16 protein-coding genes are annotated in these 15,829 nt (G+C 59.8%); 9 read left to right on the top strand and 7 right to left on the bottom strand.

Annotated features, from left to right (window positions below; translation table 11 throughout):
- Window positions 1–258: 258 nt before the first annotated feature.
- From J3361_RS17615 to J3361_RS17605, 3 genes are all read right to left on the bottom strand, one after another.
- A complete protein-coding gene (locus J3361_RS17615; protein WP_207965648.1) occupies window positions 259–963 on the bottom strand; it encodes a cupin domain-containing protein in 705 nt (234 codons plus the stop codon).
- A gap of 36 nt (window positions 964–999) precedes the next feature.
- Window positions 1,000–1,857: a GNAT family N-acetyltransferase gene (locus J3361_RS17610; RefSeq protein WP_207965647.1), complete on the bottom strand. Its 858-nt coding sequence runs from the start codon at window positions 1,855–1,857 to the stop codon at window positions 1,000–1,002.
- 224 nt (window positions 1,858–2,081) lie between these two features.
- Entirely contained in the window at window positions 2,082–3,008 is a 927-nt protein-coding gene (locus tag J3361_RS17605) for a glyoxylate/hydroxypyruvate reductase A (RefSeq protein ID WP_207965646.1), read from the bottom strand.
- Between the two features lie 286 nt (window positions 3,009–3,294).
- Here J3361_RS17605 and gabT point away from each other — a divergent pair, with 286 nt between their 5' ends.
- From gabT to J3361_RS17560, 9 genes are all read left to right on the top strand, one after another.
- Window positions 3,295–4,587, top strand: coding sequence for a 4-aminobutyrate--2-oxoglutarate transaminase (gene gabT, locus J3361_RS17600; RefSeq protein ID WP_207965645.1), 1,293 nt, complete (start codon window positions 3,295–3,297; stop codon window positions 4,585–4,587).
- Window positions 4,588–4,678: 91 nt separating this feature from the next.
- The gene (locus J3361_RS17595) at window positions 4,679–5,335 is read left to right on the top strand and encodes an HAD family hydrolase (RefSeq protein WP_207965644.1); all 657 of its coding nucleotides are present in this window, start codon (window positions 4,679–4,681) and stop codon (window positions 5,333–5,335) included.
- Window positions 5,336–5,381: 46 nt separating this feature from the next.
- Window positions 5,382–5,870, top strand: coding sequence for a winged helix-turn-helix transcriptional regulator (locus J3361_RS17590; protein ID WP_008146530.1), 489 nt, complete (start codon window positions 5,382–5,384; stop codon window positions 5,868–5,870).
- 292 nt (window positions 5,871–6,162) lie between these two features.
- The gene (gene pstS / locus J3361_RS17585) at window positions 6,163–7,194 is read left to right on the top strand and encodes a phosphate ABC transporter substrate-binding protein PstS (RefSeq protein ID WP_207965643.1); all 1,032 of its coding nucleotides are present in this window, start codon (window positions 6,163–6,165) and stop codon (window positions 7,192–7,194) included.
- A 72-nt stretch (window positions 7,195–7,266) separates the two neighbouring features.
- The gene (pstC, locus tag J3361_RS17580) at window positions 7,267–8,232 is read left to right on the top strand and encodes a phosphate ABC transporter permease subunit PstC (protein ID WP_207965642.1); all 966 of its coding nucleotides are present in this window, start codon (window positions 7,267–7,269) and stop codon (window positions 8,230–8,232) included.
- The gene (gene pstA / locus J3361_RS17575) at window positions 8,232–9,143 is read left to right on the top strand and encodes a phosphate ABC transporter permease PstA (protein WP_186705613.1); all 912 of its coding nucleotides are present in this window, start codon (window positions 8,232–8,234) and stop codon (window positions 9,141–9,143) included. Before pstC ends, pstA begins: the two co-directional genes overlap by 1 nt.
- A gap of 75 nt (window positions 9,144–9,218) precedes the next feature.
- A complete protein-coding gene (gene pstB / locus J3361_RS17570) occupies window positions 9,219–9,980 on the top strand; it encodes a phosphate ABC transporter ATP-binding protein PstB (protein WP_025214260.1) in 762 nt (253 codons plus the stop codon).
- Window positions 9,981–10,073: 93 nt separating this feature from the next.
- Window positions 10,074–10,772 (top strand): hypothetical protein, encoded by a 699-nt coding sequence (locus tag J3361_RS17565; RefSeq protein ID WP_207965641.1) that lies wholly within the window; start codon window positions 10,074–10,076, stop codon window positions 10,770–10,772.
- Entirely contained in the window at window positions 10,772–11,413 is a 642-nt protein-coding gene (locus J3361_RS17560) for a hypothetical protein (RefSeq protein ID WP_207965640.1), read from the top strand. Before J3361_RS17565 ends, J3361_RS17560 begins: the two co-directional genes overlap by 1 nt.
- 11 nt (window positions 11,414–11,424) lie before the next feature.
- On the opposite strand, the gene J3361_RS17555 is transcribed toward J3361_RS17560, so the two are convergent.
- The 4 genes from J3361_RS17555 to J3361_RS17540 all read right to left on the bottom strand — a co-directional run bounded on the left by J3361_RS17555 (window position 11,425) and on the right by J3361_RS17540 (window position 15,744).
- On the bottom strand, window positions 11,425–12,600 hold the full coding sequence (locus tag J3361_RS17555; protein WP_207965639.1) for an MFS transporter: 1,176 nt from the start codon (window positions 12,598–12,600) through the stop codon (window positions 11,425–11,427).
- Between the two features lie 69 nt (window positions 12,601–12,669).
- Window positions 12,670–14,019, bottom strand: a complete 1,350-nt coding sequence (locus J3361_RS17550; protein WP_207965638.1) for an MmgE/PrpD family protein — start codon at window positions 14,017–14,019, stop codon at window positions 12,670–12,672.
- On the bottom strand, window positions 14,016–14,903 hold the full coding sequence (locus tag J3361_RS17545) for a polysaccharide deacetylase (RefSeq protein ID WP_207965637.1): 888 nt from the start codon (window positions 14,901–14,903) through the stop codon (window positions 14,016–14,018). The genes J3361_RS17550 and J3361_RS17545 overlap by 4 nt, the downstream gene beginning before the upstream one ends.
- Entirely contained in the window at window positions 14,896–15,744 is an 849-nt protein-coding gene (locus J3361_RS17540; protein WP_207965636.1) for a polysaccharide deacetylase, read from the bottom strand. Before J3361_RS17540 ends, J3361_RS17545 begins: the two co-directional genes overlap by 8 nt.
- Window positions 15,745–15,829 lie beyond the last annotated feature (85 nt).

Raw genomic sequence — 15,829 nt, 5'->3', positions numbered from 1 at the left:
CCATCGCCTTCGCGAGCAAGCCCGCTCCCACAAGGGGGCTGTGGTGTACCCGAAAGTTGTGCCACCGGTCTCTGTGGGAGCCGAACTTGCTCGCGATGAGGCCATTCAGCCCAGCATCCATTGCGACTGAACCACCGTTATCGCGAGCAAGCTTTGCTCCCACGGATCTGATGGGTGTATGACTGGGAGAGGCAGGTCGGCTTTAAGGCCGCCTCGTGGTTAATGGATATTCACACCAAAAAAAGCTACACCAGGCGATCACTTGCAGACATAGAACTTGCGCACATAGACACTGCTCTTCCACGCGCAGGGAGCGCCTCGCGGTACGAACACTGTATCGCCCGTGTTGACCGCCAGTTGGGTCCCATCGACTTGGAGAATGATGCTGCCTTCGACCAGGTACATCAATTCATGCATCGTATGTGGCCGCGCCTTACGGACATAAGGTGTCGAATCCCAAATGCCGATGCGCAGGTTGGTCGCATCCTCGACGAACAAGTTATTCGAGCGACATTGCGGTGTCGGGCTCAGCAAAAACTCCTCAGGCGGAGGCGTCGAAGGGGAGAGCAGGGTATGCGGGGGGAGAGCGGTCAGCCCGACGTTACCCACTTCAACAGGCTGGATATCGGCACAGAATGCCCAGAGCGAGCCAGGTTGCGCCTCGATCCGAACCGATGTACCGCGGGCAATCACAGCGCTGTCACCCGGATTGAGTTGGAGCGAGTGATCCTGGCTCTGCAGGGTGACGTGCCCCGCGTGAACCACGATCGTTTCACTGTAGGGGTATGCATCGACGCTGAATTGCCCGCTCGCCTGGACGATGCCGGCAGCCATGTCATCCGTCCCGACATAAGCGATCTGCCGGTCAAAAGGATCGTTGGCTCCCAATGAGCCGGAGGTGAATGCGGTTGACGCAGGAGTGCCGTTTGCATGGGCCAACAGCACGGCAGTGGGTTCTAGCATGAGGATGTTTCTCCGAGAGTGGATGGTGTAGAGGAGTCAGCCGATGGCCTGGGTTACCAGCGCGAATTGATGTACGCCGCCGCTGGCTTGGGGCGGGGCCCCGCGAACCATTTGTGCAACGGTGTCGACCTGCTTCAGCCCGGCGGCTTCCAGCCAGGGACCCAGGCCGCAGTCGGACGGTACATCCATGCGCACAAAAGTCTCCGGCACTTGTGCCAGCAACACCGCGATCAAGTGCTTGGCCTGCTCCGGATTTTCTGCCACGACCGGGCCGATGTAACGACCACGACCGAATGGACGCAGCAGGGCAAACCCGCGCAGTTGCCCATCGCGCTCGATGCCCATGACCTCGTCAGCACTGTCGAACAGATCGTTGAGCACGGCATGCCGATCCAGGCCACTGCCGGCATTGGCGAGTGCAATCACGTCGTTTCGATCCGCGTCGGTCAGGCGGCGCAGGCGCTCGCCGGATGGCAGGTCCGTGGGGACGGGGGGCAATACGTTGCCCTGATGCTGCTGGATATGCCCAAAGTCAACGAATCCCTGGCTGGCATAAAGGGGCGCGCCGGCCAGCGTCGCATTGAGCATGGCGGTCTGCGCGCCGCACGCTTGGAGCGCCAGCTCCATCAATCTGCGCCCGATGCCCTGGCCTTGGTACTCATCGCTGACGATCACCAGGCCAATCGTGGCATAATCACCCTGCGGGCAACTGAATGCCGTACCAATCAGACGCCCTTCGTCCTCTGCGACAAATCCCTGGGAAACACGCTGCAGCATGGCCCAGTCTGCCAAACGGTGAGGCCATTTCAACTGCACGGACAAGGCATGGGCCGCCGCCACATCGGCAGCGGTCATGGGGCGATAGGCATAGGCTGGGCGTTGCGTGTTGGACATGACAAATCTCCATGGACAGGGCGCGTGACCGGTCGGATTTCTCCGCTGAAAGTGTTGGTATCTCACCTGCCGCCAGGCCTGACAAGGGGCACACCTGGATTCGGTAGATTGCATAAGTTGCGGCTTCAGGCGCCGCAGTTATTGCTCAAATCGGCAGCCGGCCCAGCAGCAAATATCAGTGGATATTTCGTCGGTGCTTTTCATCGACGCAGGGGCGGCGCGGGTCAATAACGTCGCTGGCGATCAATCTGGCCGAGCATAGATTCGCCGCGTTGATGCCGACGGATATTCTCCAGCAGCACGCCAAAGGCACTTTCGGGTTGGGTCATCGCCGCGATATGCGGCGTCAGCAATATCTGCGGATGTTGCCAGAACGGGTGATCCGGTGCGGCCGGCTCCTGTTGCAAGACGTCGAGCACCGCGGCACTGAGCTGGCCGCTGGCCAGGGCCTCGAGCAGATCCTCTTCGATCAGGTGCCCACCGCGGCCCATGTTGACCAGGGCCGCGCCCTGGAGCAGGTGTTCGAACAACTGGCGGTTGAGAATCCCTTGGGTCTGCTCGGTCAATGGCAAGACACAGATCACGATGTCGCATTGGCCAAGGAACGCCGGGAGTTGTTCATCACCGGCAAAGCAATCCACGCCAACAATAGTGTGTTCACTGCGTGCCCAGCCGGATAAGGCGAAACCGAAGGTCTTTAGGGTGGCCAGGATCTGCTGGGCCTGCATGCCAAGCCCCATGATACCGACCCGACGCTGGGCCGCCGGTTGCAGCAAGTGCGCCTGCCAGCACCGGGCGAGCTGTTGCTGGCGATAACGGAGCATATCCCGGTGCAGGCTGAGCACGGCGAAACTCGCGTACTCGCACATGCCCCGGGTGATGCCAGGATCGAGTAGGCGGACCACCGGCAGCGACATGGGCAGGCGGTCAAGGTCAAGCTGATCGACCCCGGCCGACAACGCAAACAGCACTTCAAGATTCGGCAACACCGTTTCGAGGTCGTCCGGCGCCTGCCACGCGGCGAGGTAGCGAATGTCCTTCGGATCGCCGATGTCCGGCCAGGCACGCCATTCGATATCCGGCGCGTGCTCGGCGAATAGACGCTTCCATTGTTCGCCGCGTACCGGGTCGGCTTTATAAAGCAGGGCCATGGGTCACTTCTCGTACTGGATAGGGAGCCTCCAGCATGCCGGAGTGGCAAAGCAGGATGTATCAAAAGAGCCTGTGTAAACCCACGACACTGCGTTGTATGGGGCGTTTGCCGGCAGATTCCATGGGGCTGGAGCCGGCTGAAGGAATCTGCTGTTTGCCGGGGTGAAAACAGTCGATCCGAATTTCCCAGAGGCCAAGTTCGGCTTAGACCATTGCGTCGAACGCTTAACCTGTGGAGCACATCGCAACCGTTTCCCGGTTGTCTGGTTCACTGTGGGAGATGCCATGAACAGCAAAGTCGAAGAAACCCCAAGCTTGCTCCGTCAACGCGATCAATTCGTGCCTCGGGGGTTGGTCACCGCACATCCGCTGGTCATCGACCGGGCCCAGGGCGCTGAAGTATGGGACGTGGACGGGGCGCGCTATCTGGACTTCGTCGGCGGCATTGGCGTCTTGAACATCGGCCATAATCACCCAAAGGTGGTCGCGGCGGTGCAGGCCCAACTGCAGAAGGTCAGCCATGCTTGCTTCCAGGTCGTGGCCTACAAACCCTATCTCGACCTGGTCAAGCGCCTGTGCGAACTGGTGGGTGGCGAGCAAGCCTATAAGGCGGCGTTGTTCACGTCCGGCGCGGAGGCGGTGGAGAACGCAGTGAAGATCGCCCGCGCCCACACCAATCGTCCCGCGATCATTTCCTTCCGTGGCGGTTTCCATGGACGGACCTTGCTGGGTACGACGCTGACGGGCATGAGCCAGCCCTACAAGCAGAATTTCGGTCCCCTCGCGCCTGAGGTCTTCCATACTCCGTACCCGAATGCCTACCGTGGTTTCAGCAGCGAGATGGCGTTGCAGGCCCTCAATGAGTTGCTGGCGACCCAAGTCGCTCCAGATCGCGTCGCGGCGATCATCATCGAGCCGGTGCAGGGCGACGGCGGCTTCCTGTCCGCGCCGCCAGAATTTCTCCAGGCGCTGCGGGCCCTGACCGAGCAACACGGCATCGTGCTCATTCTCGATGAAATCCAGACCGGTTTCGGCCGTACCGGCAAATGGTTCGGTTTCCAGCACGCCGGGATCCAGCCGGACCTGGTCACCGTTGCCAAGAGCCTGGCCGGTGGTTTGCCCATTTCCGGCGTAGTGGGGCGTGCGCACATCATGGACGCGCCCTTGCCCGGTGGCCTTGGCGGGACCTATGGCGGTAACGCCTTGGCGTGTGCGGCGGCGTTGGCGGTGATCGAAGCTTACGAACAGGAGCAGTTGCTCGAGCGCGGCAAGGCATTGGGCGAGCGGCTGCGTCAGGGCTTGCTGCGCTTGCAGGCACGCCACCCACGCATCGGTGACGTACGCGGCACCGGCTTCATGCTCGCCATCGAATTGATCAAGGACGATGCGGCCCGCAGCCCCGACGCCGAACTCACCCAACGACTGATCGACCAGGCCCGGGTAGGCGGGTTGTTGGTGATCAAATGCGGGGTGTACCGAAATGTCCTGCGCTTCTTGGCGCCCCTGGTCACCGAAGAAAGCCAGATCGACGAAGCACTGACCATTCTTGAAGCAGCTTTGCTGCGCGTGTTGGATTAATCTCAGGTCTCGGTCGGCACCTGTAACGAGGTGCCGACCGAGGGCATTTAGCGCAGATGGATTGATGAATGCATCATGGGAGGCGACACACATGCACCTGACTGATTATCGTGCGCTGCTGATCGATTGCGACGAAGTCCTGGTGGATCGGGACTCCGGTGTCTGGGCGGCCCTGCAACCCTTGCTCGACAACCACCCGGACCTGCCAGACAGGGACGCGGTGTTGGCGGAATTCGACGCGGCGGTGCGCGGGCTTTATCCGCGTTTCTCCGAACTCGGCTTCAGTGGTTTGTTGTGCTTTGCCCATCGTCAACTGGCAGAGCGCCTGGGGCTCAAGGTCAGTTGGGAGGAGGGCATGAGCTTTGCCCGTTCGGCAGGCAACTGGTCGCTGTTCGAGGACGCGCCCGGAGCGATGTTGTACCTGCGCAAATTCTATCGGTTGCTGGTGTACTGCGACCGCGATGCCGAGGATCGCGAGCCCCTCTGCGAGCGTTTGGGAATCCCTCCCGAGGACCTGCATTCCCGCGCCAGCAATCCATTGGAGGATGAGGCATGGCTGCAGGCGAACAAGCTCAAGTCTGAAAACATCATGCAAGTGTCCAGGCCACCTGCACAAGCGCCAAAGTCGGCGGGCCTGTGCCTGATCCGCCGTGGCCATGAGCCTGATAATCAAGAATATTCTGCCGATTTCTACATCACCAGCATGGCCGACCTCGTCGCTCAGCATCAGCTATCTTTGCGCCGTTGAATTTGCTAAAACCACTGTCAACCTGAAGACAACCGAGGGGTACCCGATGGAAGGTTTAATAAAACTAGACCGAATTGATATCAGTATCCTTGTTGAACTTCAAAAGGACGGTCGAATGACCAACGTCAGTCTCGCCGATGCCGTGGGGTTGTCATCCAGCCCATGCCTGCAGCGAGTCAAGCGGCTTGAGTCGGCGGGTTATATTTCCGGCTACAGGGCTCATCTCAACCTGGCCAAGATCACTGACTCGGTCACGGTCTTCACTGAAATCACGCTGAGCGACCACAAGCGCGAGGACTTCGCCAAGTTCGAATCCAATATTCGCTTGGTCGATGAGGTATTGGAGTGCCATTTGATCAGCGGCGGTTACGATTACCTGGTGCGCTTCATGACGTGCAGCATCCAGCATTATCAGGAAGTGATCGAAGGGTTGCTGGACAAGAACATCGGCATTTCCAAGTACTTCAGCTACATCGTCATCAAATCCCCTGTGCTCAAGGATGGGGTGCCGTTGCGTAGGTTGTTGCGTCACTAAGGCGTCTTGGCCACAGCCGTCCATGGCGGCAAACCGTCAAATGCAGCAGCCAGCGTGATCGATTCCAAGGGTCACGCTACGGACATCCTCCGACCCAGGCCTGGCAATACACCTTCTCCTTTCAATTTTTCCAGCCACTCCAGAGACACTGGAGGGCATGCGTGTGCGCGGCTTTTCACATGGGTGCGGCAACACACAGGGGCATTACTCCCTTTTGCCATTCGTTTTTCATAAAACCGTAACACAACTGTTGCAGAGTTCTCCGGCCCGTCATCACAAGGAATTTCTTTCAATGAAAAGTTTGATGAAGTCTGCTGCGCTCGCCGTTACGCTTTCTCTTTGTGCCACTTCGGCGACCTTCGCTGCAGAAAGTGTCCGTCTGACGGGGTCTGGCGCGAGCTTCCCGGCACCGATCTACCTGACCTGGTTCAAGGATTTCAGCAAGAAATCCGAAGGTGTCACTGTGGACTACCAATCCAAGGGCAGCGGCGCGGGTGTACAGGACTTCCTGAATAAAACCGTTGATTTCGCCGCCAGCGACTCGGCAATGAAAGACGAAGACATCGCCAAGGTGGCCGAAGGCGTGCAGTTGTTGCCGATGACCGCTGGGGAAATCGTGCTGGCCTACAACCTGCCGGGTAATCCCAAGGGCCTGAAGTTGCCACGGGATGTGTACTCCAACATCTTCCTCGGCAAGATCACTCGCTGGAACGATCCGCAAATCGTGGCGGCCAACCCGGACCTGAAACTGGCCGATACGCCGATCACGGTTGTCGTGCGTGCCGACTCCAGCGGTACCACCGCGGTATTCACCAAGCACTTGGCGACCATCAACCCAGACTTCAAACAGGCGCTGGGGGAGGGCAACACCGTCAACTGGCCGGCCAGTGACAAGTTCATCAAGTCGCCGAAGAACGATGGTGTGACCGCTACCGTGCGCCAGACCCCGGGCGCGATTGGCTACATCGAATACGGCTTCGCCAAGCTCGCCAAGGTTGACTTCGCCCAGTTGCAGAACAAGGCCGGCCAATACGTCGTGCCAAACGCCGAGAGTGGTGCCGAGGCCCTGGCGGCAGTGAAGATGCCGGAAAGCCTGGTGTCCTGGTTGCCTGATCCAGACGGCGCCAAGTCCTACCCGATCACGTCCTACACCTGGATGATCTTCCGCAAGGACAACGGCAACCCGGCCAAGGCCAAGGCCATGCGTGAAATGGTTGAATACAGCCTGACCGAAGGCCAGAAAATTGCCGACTCGATGGGGTACATCCCGTTGCCGCAGTCGGTCGTCGAACAGGTTCGCAAAGCGTCCGCCAACATTCAGTAACACCTGAGGCCTCTCTCGGTGTGTGCTGCAAGCCATGCCGGGAGAGTTTTCCCCCTGTTCCGGACTTAGCCAATGAACACTCCTTTTGTCGTACCGGTTAATCCAGATTCTGCCTGCCAGCCACCGTCCGCGAAGGACTTCCTGGTCGATCGCACCTTTCGTGCGATTGCTCGCATAGGGGTGGTACTGATTCTGGCGCTCGTCTTCGCTCTCGTGTTCGAGGTGGGACGCAAGGCACTTCCCGGCATGGAAAAGCACGGGTTTGATGTGCTGCTTGGCACTGTCTGGGACGTTAACCAGGGTAAATACGGCATCCTGCCGGCTATCTGGGGCACGCTCTACAGCGCCTTTATCGCGTTGCTGATCGCCGGTTTTTTCGGCGTCAGCATGGCGATTTTCCTCACCCAAGACTTTCTGCCCCCCAAGCTTGCCGCCATTTTTCGCACCATCGTCGAATTACTCGCGGCCATCCCCAGCGTTGTCTACGGCCTGTGGGGGATCTATGTGGTAATCCCGGCCATTCGGCCGCTCACGACCTGGTTGAACAGCGAACTCGGCTGGATACCGTTCTTCGGCACGTCCTTGAGCGGGCCTGGACTGCTTCCTGCGGCGCTGGTGCTTGCCATCATGATTTTGCCGACCATTGCCGCAGTTTCGCAGGATGCGCTCACGGCCGTGCCGATGAAAACCAAGCAGGCCGCCTACGGCATGGGGACCACCCACTGGGAAGCGATTCTCAAAGTGATGGTACCGTCCGCCGCCACCGGCATCTTTGGCTCCCTGGTGCTGGGCCTGGGACGCGCGCTGGGTGAAACCATGGCACTGGCCATGCTGGTCGGCAACGCGAACAACATTTCCCTTTCGCTGTTCGCCCCGGCCAACACCTTGGCGGCCTTGCTGGCGTTGAACTTCCCCGAAGCCGGACCGAACGAGATTGAAGTCCTGATGTATGCCGCACTGGTGCTGATGTTCATCACGTTGATCGTGAACGTCTTCGGCTCCTTGATCATGATGTATGCCCAACGGGGTAATAAGTGATGACCGATCTCACTGCTGCAACAGACTTGACGGCTCCAGCAGGCGCGATGCCCAGCCTGCAGCGCAAGTTCGAGGGCCGTGCCCTGCGCAGCCTGATCTTGACCACACTGGTCTGGAGCGGGGCGCTGCTGGCCAGCGTGCCGTTGATTTCCGTGCTCTACATGCTGATCACCCGCGGCGGCGCGCGCCTGAACCTGGAAGTCTTTACCGAACTGCCGCCGACCGGTTTCGAGATGGGTGGGGGCTTCGGCAACGCGCTGGCCGGTACGTTTGTGATGGTGGGCATCGCGGCGGCAATCGCGGTGCCGGTCGGCATCATGGCGGCGATTTTCCTGGCTGAACTGGGGCCGGACAGCAAGCTGGCGAATGCCGCGCGCTTTGCGGCCAAGATGCTCACGGGGCTGCCGTCGATCCTGGCCGGGGTGTTTGCCTACGCCTTGGTGGTGATGACCACCGGTACTTATTCGGCACCGGCGGGCGGCGTCGCGCTGGCGGTACTGATGCTGCCTATCGTCGTGTTGACGGCGGAAGAGTCGATGCGGATGGTGCCCAAGATCATGAAGGATGCCGCCTACGGCATGGGTTGCACCCGCTCGCAGGTCATCTGGAAAATCATCTTGCCCACCGGCATGCCAGCGATCCTGACCGGCGTCATGCTGGCCGTGGCCCGTGCCGCGGGCGAGACAGCGCCGTTGTTGTTTACCGCGCTGTTCAGCAACTACTGGATCTACCACCAAGGCAGCCTCGAGGTCATGAACCCGACGGCATCGCTGGCAGTACTGATCTACAACTTCTCCGGCATGCCGTTCGACAACCAGCTTGAGCTCGCATGGGCGGCCTCCCTGGTGCTGGTGATGATCGTGTTGGTCGTGAACATCATCAGCCGTATTTTCGGCAAGCCCAAGTATTAAGAACGGGAGCATCTGATCGTGAACGTATCCACTGCGCAAATAGCCGCTCCGTTTGTCACCCAGGCCCCTGTCGTCATGGACTGCAAACTGGACAAGATTTTCTACGGCAACTTCATGGCGGTACGTGACAGCCATGTGCCGATCGAAAAAAACAAGATCACCGGCTTCATTGGGCCTTCCGGCTGTGGCAAGAGCACCGTGCTGCGCAGCCTCAACCGAATGAACGATCTGGTGAAAGGTTTCCGTTTCGAGGGCCACGTGCACTTCCTTGGCCAGGACGTCTATGGCAAGGGCGTCGATCCGGTGGTCGTGCGCCGCTACATCGGCATGGTGTTTCAACAGCCCAACCCGTTCTCGATGAGCATCTTCGACAACGTCGCGTTTGGCCTGCGCCTCAATCGCTACAAGGGCGATATCGGCGATCGGGTCAAACATGCGCTGCAAGGCGCCGCGCTGTGGGATGAGGTCAAGGACAAGCTCAAGGTCAGTGGTCTGTCGCTGTCCGGCGGCCAGCAACAACGACTGTGCATTGCCCGCGCCATCGCCACCGAGCCGGAAGTCCTGCTGCTGGATGAGCCGTGTTCGGCACTCGATCCGATCGCTACCCGTCGGGTCGAAGAGTTGATGGTCGAGTTGAAGAAGGATTACACCATCGCGCTGGTCACCCACAACATGCAGCAAGCCATCCGCGTCGCTGATACCACGGCGTTCTTCTCGGTGGATATTTCCCAGGGCACGCGCACCGGCTACCTGGTCGAAATGGGCCCGACGACGCAGATTTTCGACAACCCTCGTGAACAGATGACCGGCGACTACATCAGCGGCAAGTTCAGCTGAGTCCACTTCCGGTCAAGGCCGCATACCTGCAGAAGCCAAATGGATTTGGCGGGCATCCGGTAGACATTTACCAAGCGTTTCCAAGGAGCACCAATGCCTGCTACGCACCGCCTTGATTTGCCTGCGATTGAACGTGCACTGCGGGAAGTGCAAGAGCGCTTCGCCGCGCTGAGCCGGCACTTCACGGAGCCGCGCGATCCCTTGACCGACGAGGTGCTGCACAATGTGCTTGAAGGTTATGCGCTGGTTGACGACTATGTTGCCCGCGGCGTTGATCTGTTCGACCTCCAGCAACTGAACCTGATGCTCGAGATCAACGCCACGGTGCTGTGTGGCCGAGACCCGGCGCGCCGCTTGGAGTACGCCCAGCACCTGGCCGCGACCGAGGCGCATTTCTTCAACAATGTTGAGGGAGGCATCAAGGACTTGTACAACTGGTATTGTGCGTACCGCAGCGAATCCGTCTGGAAGCGTGCGGCTGGCGTCTATGTGCGCATTCTCAGCAAGCCGCAGTTGTTCATTGAAGGTAACAACCGCAGCGGATCGCTCATCGTCAGCTATCTGCTCATGCGCGCGGGCTTGCCGCCTTTCGTGTTGACGCTGGAAAACGCCGAGGGCTACTTCAACCCCTCATCAGTCATACGCAACTCTGCCAAACATGGAGTCAAGGCGTTGTACGAATTGCCCAAGATCAAGAAAAAATACGCGGCGTTCCTGGAAGAACAAGCGCCTGACCCGATGAAGTTCTTTCTCAAAGGCAAGCCGTCGTCCCTCTCTCAAGGTGGCCATTGATGAGCAGGTATCATGCGCTCGCCAAATGCAAAACCCTCGGCAGCCGGGTAGGGCAGGCCATTCGCAGCGCTGTCCCGCTGCAAATGTCCAGGCGCCAACGCATCCGCATTTCGTTTGATATCGATGACACGCTCGCCTGCCAACTCCACCACTGCGAAGTCGAGCACAGCAGGCTGCCGGCCAGTGTCCATCGTTGGTTGGGTGAACCGTTGCGCAGGGGCACACGTTCCTTGATCCGAGAACTGCGCCGCCAGGATTGCAGCATCTGGGTCTATACCTCGTCCGGTCGCACGCCGTCCTATATCCGGCGCTGGCTGTTGCTCTACGGCATCCGCGTCGATGGCGTGGTCAACAGCGTGTTGCACAACCGTGCGCTGACGGTCCATGGGCTGTCGAATGCGCCCTCGAAGTATCCGCCGGCATTCGATATCGATTTGCACGTCGATGATTCCGAGGGCGTACAGATTGAAGGTGATGATCACGGGTTTCGCGTGGTCGTGGTGCATCCGGAAGATGAGGGTTGGGCGCAGAAAGTGCTGGATGCGGTCGACATTGTCCAGGCGCAGTTGGCTTGGCAGCAGAGGCCTGTGCAGCGGGCTTCGTTGCGCCTGGGCGCGGCCGATCTGTCGACCATCAAATAAGCAACCGCGGCTTATCGGACAATAGCCATCCGACGACCGCTCATGAAACACAGCAGCCCGCCCATGGCGGTCAATGCGCTCAAGGCATAGAACATCGTCGGTGCCGGGGTTTGCATCAGCAGGTACCCGCAGATCACCGGGCTCAGTGCCCCGCCGAGCGCTGCCAGGTTTTGCGCGCCGTAGTAGCTGCCGCGCAGTTCTTCGGGGGCCAGGGTATCGACGAAAAGGAATTCGGCCGGGTAGATGATCATTTCACCGAGGGTGAAAATGAACATCGCCACGCACCAGCTCACCATGTCATCCGCCAGGCTGAAGCCGATCAGGCCGAGGATGAACAGGCTGGTGCCCGCGGCAATCCAGTAGCGCAGCTTCTCGCGATCGAGGAACCGGCCGATCTGGTATTGCAGCAGGATGACGGTAATGGCGTTGCAAGCGAGCAGGGCGGCCATGATTTCCAGCGCGCGCTTGGAATCGTGAGTCACCAGCAGGTATTGCGACAGGTAGAGGGTGAAGCGTCCGTGCACCACGGTGCTGAGCAGGCAACCACAGGTAAACATGATCAGGGTACGGTCGTTTTTCAGGGTCTTGAGTGTCTTGAGAAAGCTCGGCGGGGGCCCCATCGCCACTGTTGGCGCGGCGCCCCCTGGGATGCCCGTCATCAGGAATATGCTGAAAAAAGCGATACCACCGGCAATCAGGAAGGGGGCAATCGGATAGACGCCGGCAATCACCACGCCGAGCATTGGACCGATGGCATAGCCGATGTTGGTCAAGGTGTAGCGCAGGGAAAACGCCTTGGCGCGCTGGCTAATGGGCAGGCTTTCGCTGAGTATCGCTTTGGAACCGATCAGGAACAGGGCTGAGGCGGTCTCGGTGATCACCACAGTCAGGGTGGTCAGGTAGAGGTTTTCGGCAAAGGTCAGCAGCACGAAACCGATAGCGCTGGAGAACATCGCCACGATCAGCAGTCGGCGCTTTTCCAGACGGTCGATGACATAGCCGCCATACAGGGCCAACAGGGTGGCGATGAACACCGCGATACCGAGCAACAAGCCGACGTCCTGTTGGTTGAGGCCCAACTTGTTGCTCAAGAATAGCGTGAGCAATGGACTGGTAATGGCGCGGCTGACGACGATGGTCAGTGAGGCGATCATCAAGCGTCGAATAACGAGCGAGTAAGTGGCCACGGTGAGGCAAATGTCCTTATTCAGATGTTGGCGTGCGCCGCGGTGATGTCCGACCGACCGATGCCATGATCAAGCCAGCCACTGGTCCAGCGTGCGTACCGATTCCATTTCTTCAATGTGCCACAGTTGCTTGAGTAGGCCTGTAGCCTGTTCGTGCGACATCACCCGCGTCGCCAGGCTGTAAAACTTCTCCTCCAGATCCGCATCGGACAGCGGATTGCCTGGCGCGCCCGATGGCACGTCTACACGCAGGCTCGCCTGCCGACCCTCCACGGTTCGCACTGTCACCACAGGCTCGCCATCCTCGGACAGTCGCGGGTCCACTTCAAGATGAATGCGCGACAACCATCGGATCATACGCGGGTCGTTGCGCTGTAGATCGTCATAGGCGTGCAATTGACAATGCCCTTGCACCAACCGCGCGACCAAGGCATACGACAGGCTCATTTGCGCGGCCGCAAGGGTGCTGACGTCCTGACCGCCACACATGTTGTGAAGAAACCCACTGAGCGAGACCTGTACGTTTTCGACCTGATCGACCCGTACATTCAGTTGATCCAGCAGTAAACCCAGGGCGTCGATGGCCGAATGGGTGCCGCGGCAGGACGCATAGGGTTTGATCGAGCACCGGGCGAGTTTCCAGACGACACCGAGGCCTGCATCCAGGGCTTCGGGTGTGGAGGTCGCTGGGGCGAGTGTGTTGAGAAAGCCACCCCAGACCTCATCGAACAGCTGCGTTGGGCCGGTGATTCCCTGTTGGGCAAACCGTGCCGCCAGTAGCCCGCCTTCTGCGGCGCGTCCGCTGTGCAGTTTCTTGCTTTGCGAGCCGTCGTGGATGAAGGCCCACAAGCCACCGCTGAAGCTGCCGGCAATGCCTAGCGCTGCCAAGGTTTGCTGCACATCCAGGCCCAGGATTCGCGCACTGGTTGCTGCTGCGCCAAACACTCCACAGGTCGCGGTGGAATGCCAGCCGGCGCCGTTGTGGGCTGAATAGCCACCGCAGGCTTCGAGTACTCGACGGCCCACTTCATAGCCAACCACTACGGCGCAGATGAACTCATGGCCACTCACCGGGCGAGCAAGTAGCGAAACGGCTGCCATCACTGCCGGCAGCACAACGGCACCGGAATGATCGCAGCCGCCGGTGTCGTCCAGTTCCAAGGCATGGGCGGCGACGCCGTTGAGCATCGCTGCCTGTGCTGCGCCAACCTGCAAGTCAGTACCCCAAACCGACACTTCGCCGGCCTCACATGCGAATACTTTGCGCGCCTGTTCCGCGACAGCGCTGTCGGCTCCGCCCAGCGTTGCGCCGAAGGTATCGAGAATGTGTCGCTTGGCTTGCGCCACCAACGCAGGTGGTAAATCTACAAAGCGCAGATCAACGCAAAATTGCACCAGACGTTGCAGACGTTCGCTCATGAAACGTAATCCCGATAATGGCGCTCGTAAACTGACGCGGGATGATCCTCGGCGACCGGCGCTGCGGTCTCTGCCCACCATTGCGCGACCTCGGCACCCGTGGCGACCCACACGTCATCGTGCTGTTGAATGCCCTCGATCAACTCGCGCAACACGCCTATCCGTCCCGGCGTGGCGATGATCTCCGGGTGCAGGCGCAGCACGTAACAAAGGCCAAACCGGTGAAACCCGGCGAAATCCATTTGCAGGTTGCCCAAGGTGTGGCTGTAGGACGCGATCCGCGATTGCGCCGGCGGCACCGCCGGGCTCAAGTTGAAGGCGAAATAGGGCTCGTCTTCCAGTTCATAATGCAAAGGCAGTTCAATCACGCCGGGGGCGGTCGGATGAGCGAATGGCAAATCATCGCCGCGCCACGACGAAGACCAGCGAATGCCTTGGTCTTTCAAGGCCTCGACGAATCCCGGCGCACCACTGCCCGCCGGGATTCGAAAGCCGACCGGGCGTTGGCCCATCAGCCCGGCCAGGGCCTCACAGCCCTTGGCGATGTCATTGCTTTGCGCCGCCAGGTCCAGCGTGTCGTAGTCCTGATGACGATAACCCGCGCAGGCGATTTCATGACCATCGGCCTGGATCGCCTGGATGTGTCTGGGATTTTCCTCGGCCACGATACCCGGGACAAACCAACTGCTGGAGACCCTGAGTTCCTTGAACAGGCCGAGCAAACGCTCGACGCCGCGATGGGTGCCGTAGCGCCATACCGACAAGGTCTTGTCGCGCCCGGCCACTTCCGGGGCTTGCGTGAGAATGCCGTGGATGTCGTTGTAATCGACGGTCAGTACCACGGCGCAGCGATAGCCTTTCGGCCAGACAGGGGATTCAGCCATGGTGATGTTCCTTCAGCCACCATTGGGCAACGTCGCGGCACGTGGCGAACCACACGTCGTCGCGCAGGCGCATGTATTCGAAGAGTTTTTCCAGCAACAGGATGCGCCCCGGCTTACCGGTAATCTTGGGGTGGAAGAGGGTAGTCAGGCATAACCCCTCGTCCATCGCACCGTCGTATTCGCGGCACCAATTATCCAACGTCAACGCGTAGCTGGCCGTGCGGTCCAGCCCCGAAGGGAAGTTCGGCGCACGGGTGTAGGCGAGGGAGGCGTAGTCGTCCATTTCCCAGCGACCAGGAATTTCCACCAGCGGCGTATCGAACCCCGGCACATTCACCAGGTACGGCCGGTCGTCGCCGCGCATGCTGCTGGAATAGGTCACACCCGCCTCTACCAGCATTGCCGGGGTTTCGGCACGCCAGTCACCGGACGGTGTACGAAAGCCTTCGGCGCGAATGTTCAGGTGTTTCCAGAACACCTTGCGGGAGGTGTTCATCACGTCCTTTTGCTGCTCCAGCGTCAGGGCGTAAAAAGATTCGTGCTTGTAGCCGTGATAAGCCACTTCGTGTCCGCGCTCGACGATCGCCTGGCACTGTCTCGGCCAGTTTTCTACGACCCAGGCCGGGACGAAGAACGTCGTTGGGATCCGGAATTCGTCCAGCAAATCCAAGAGCCGTGGCAGTGCCCGGTAGGGGCCATAGCCACCGAAACCGAAGTACTCGGGCTTGCGCCAGATCGAGCCGTTGAGCATGGCGTCACCGGTCGGGCCATCGAGGTCGAAGGCCAGGGCCAGGCAGGCGTTGTGCTTGCCGGGCCAGGTGGGTTGGGGCGAGGAGGACATCTGTAGTGCTCCATTGTTTATCTGTAAACACCAGCCCCTTGTGTGCAGGCTTGCTCGCGAAGGCGTCAAGTCAGGCAACATTGAC

This window comes from Pseudomonas sp. OA65, assembly GCF_017498305.1.
Taxonomy (GTDB): domain Bacteria; phylum Pseudomonadota; class Gammaproteobacteria; order Pseudomonadales; family Pseudomonadaceae; genus Aquipseudomonas; species Aquipseudomonas zanjanensis.
This window is presented reverse-complemented; position numbering and strand designations above follow the sequence as displayed.

Coding starts and splice junctions, on each gene's coding strand:
- pstS (WP_207965643.1), top strand. CDS start 6,163: ATGAAAAGTTTGATGAAGTCTGCTGCGCTCGCCGTTACGCTTTCTCTT.
- pstB (WP_025214260.1), top strand. CDS start 9,219: ATGGACTGCAAACTGGACAAGATTTTCTACGGCAACTTCATGGCGGTA.
- J3361_RS17605 (WP_207965646.1), bottom strand. CDS start 3,008: ATGGCCCTGCTTTATAAAGCCGACCCGGTACGCGGCGAACAATGGAAG.
- J3361_RS17565 (WP_207965641.1), top strand. CDS start 10,074: ATGCCTGCTACGCACCGCCTTGATTTGCCTGCGATTGAACGTGCACTG.
- pstC (WP_207965642.1), top strand. CDS start 7,267: ATGAACACTCCTTTTGTCGTACCGGTTAATCCAGATTCTGCCTGCCAG.
- J3361_RS17590 (WP_008146530.1), top strand. CDS start 5,382: ATGGAAGGTTTAATAAAACTAGACCGAATTGATATCAGTATCCTTGTT.
- J3361_RS17560 (WP_207965640.1), top strand. CDS start 10,772: ATGAGCAGGTATCATGCGCTCGCCAAATGCAAAACCCTCGGCAGCCGG.
- J3361_RS17615 (WP_207965648.1), bottom strand. CDS start 963: ATGCTAGAACCCACTGCCGTGCTGTTGGCCCATGCAAACGGCACTCCT.
- J3361_RS17610 (WP_207965647.1), bottom strand. CDS start 1,857: ATGTCCAACACGCAACGCCCAGCCTATGCCTATCGCCCCATGACCGCT.
- J3361_RS17540 (WP_207965636.1), bottom strand. CDS start 15,744: ATGTCCTCCTCGCCCCAACCCACCTGGCCCGGCAAGCACAACGCCTGC.
- J3361_RS17550 (WP_207965638.1), bottom strand. CDS start 14,019: ATGAGCGAACGTCTGCAACGTCTGGTGCAATTTTGCGTTGATCTGCGC.
- gabT (WP_207965645.1), top strand. CDS start 3,295: ATGAACAGCAAAGTCGAAGAAACCCCAAGCTTGCTCCGTCAACGCGAT.
- J3361_RS17595 (WP_207965644.1), top strand. CDS start 4,679: ATGCACCTGACTGATTATCGTGCGCTGCTGATCGATTGCGACGAAGTC.
- pstA (WP_186705613.1), top strand. CDS start 8,232: ATGACCGATCTCACTGCTGCAACAGACTTGACGGCTCCAGCAGGCGCG.
- J3361_RS17545 (WP_207965637.1), bottom strand. CDS start 14,903: ATGGCTGAATCCCCTGTCTGGCCGAAAGGCTATCGCTGCGCCGTGGTA.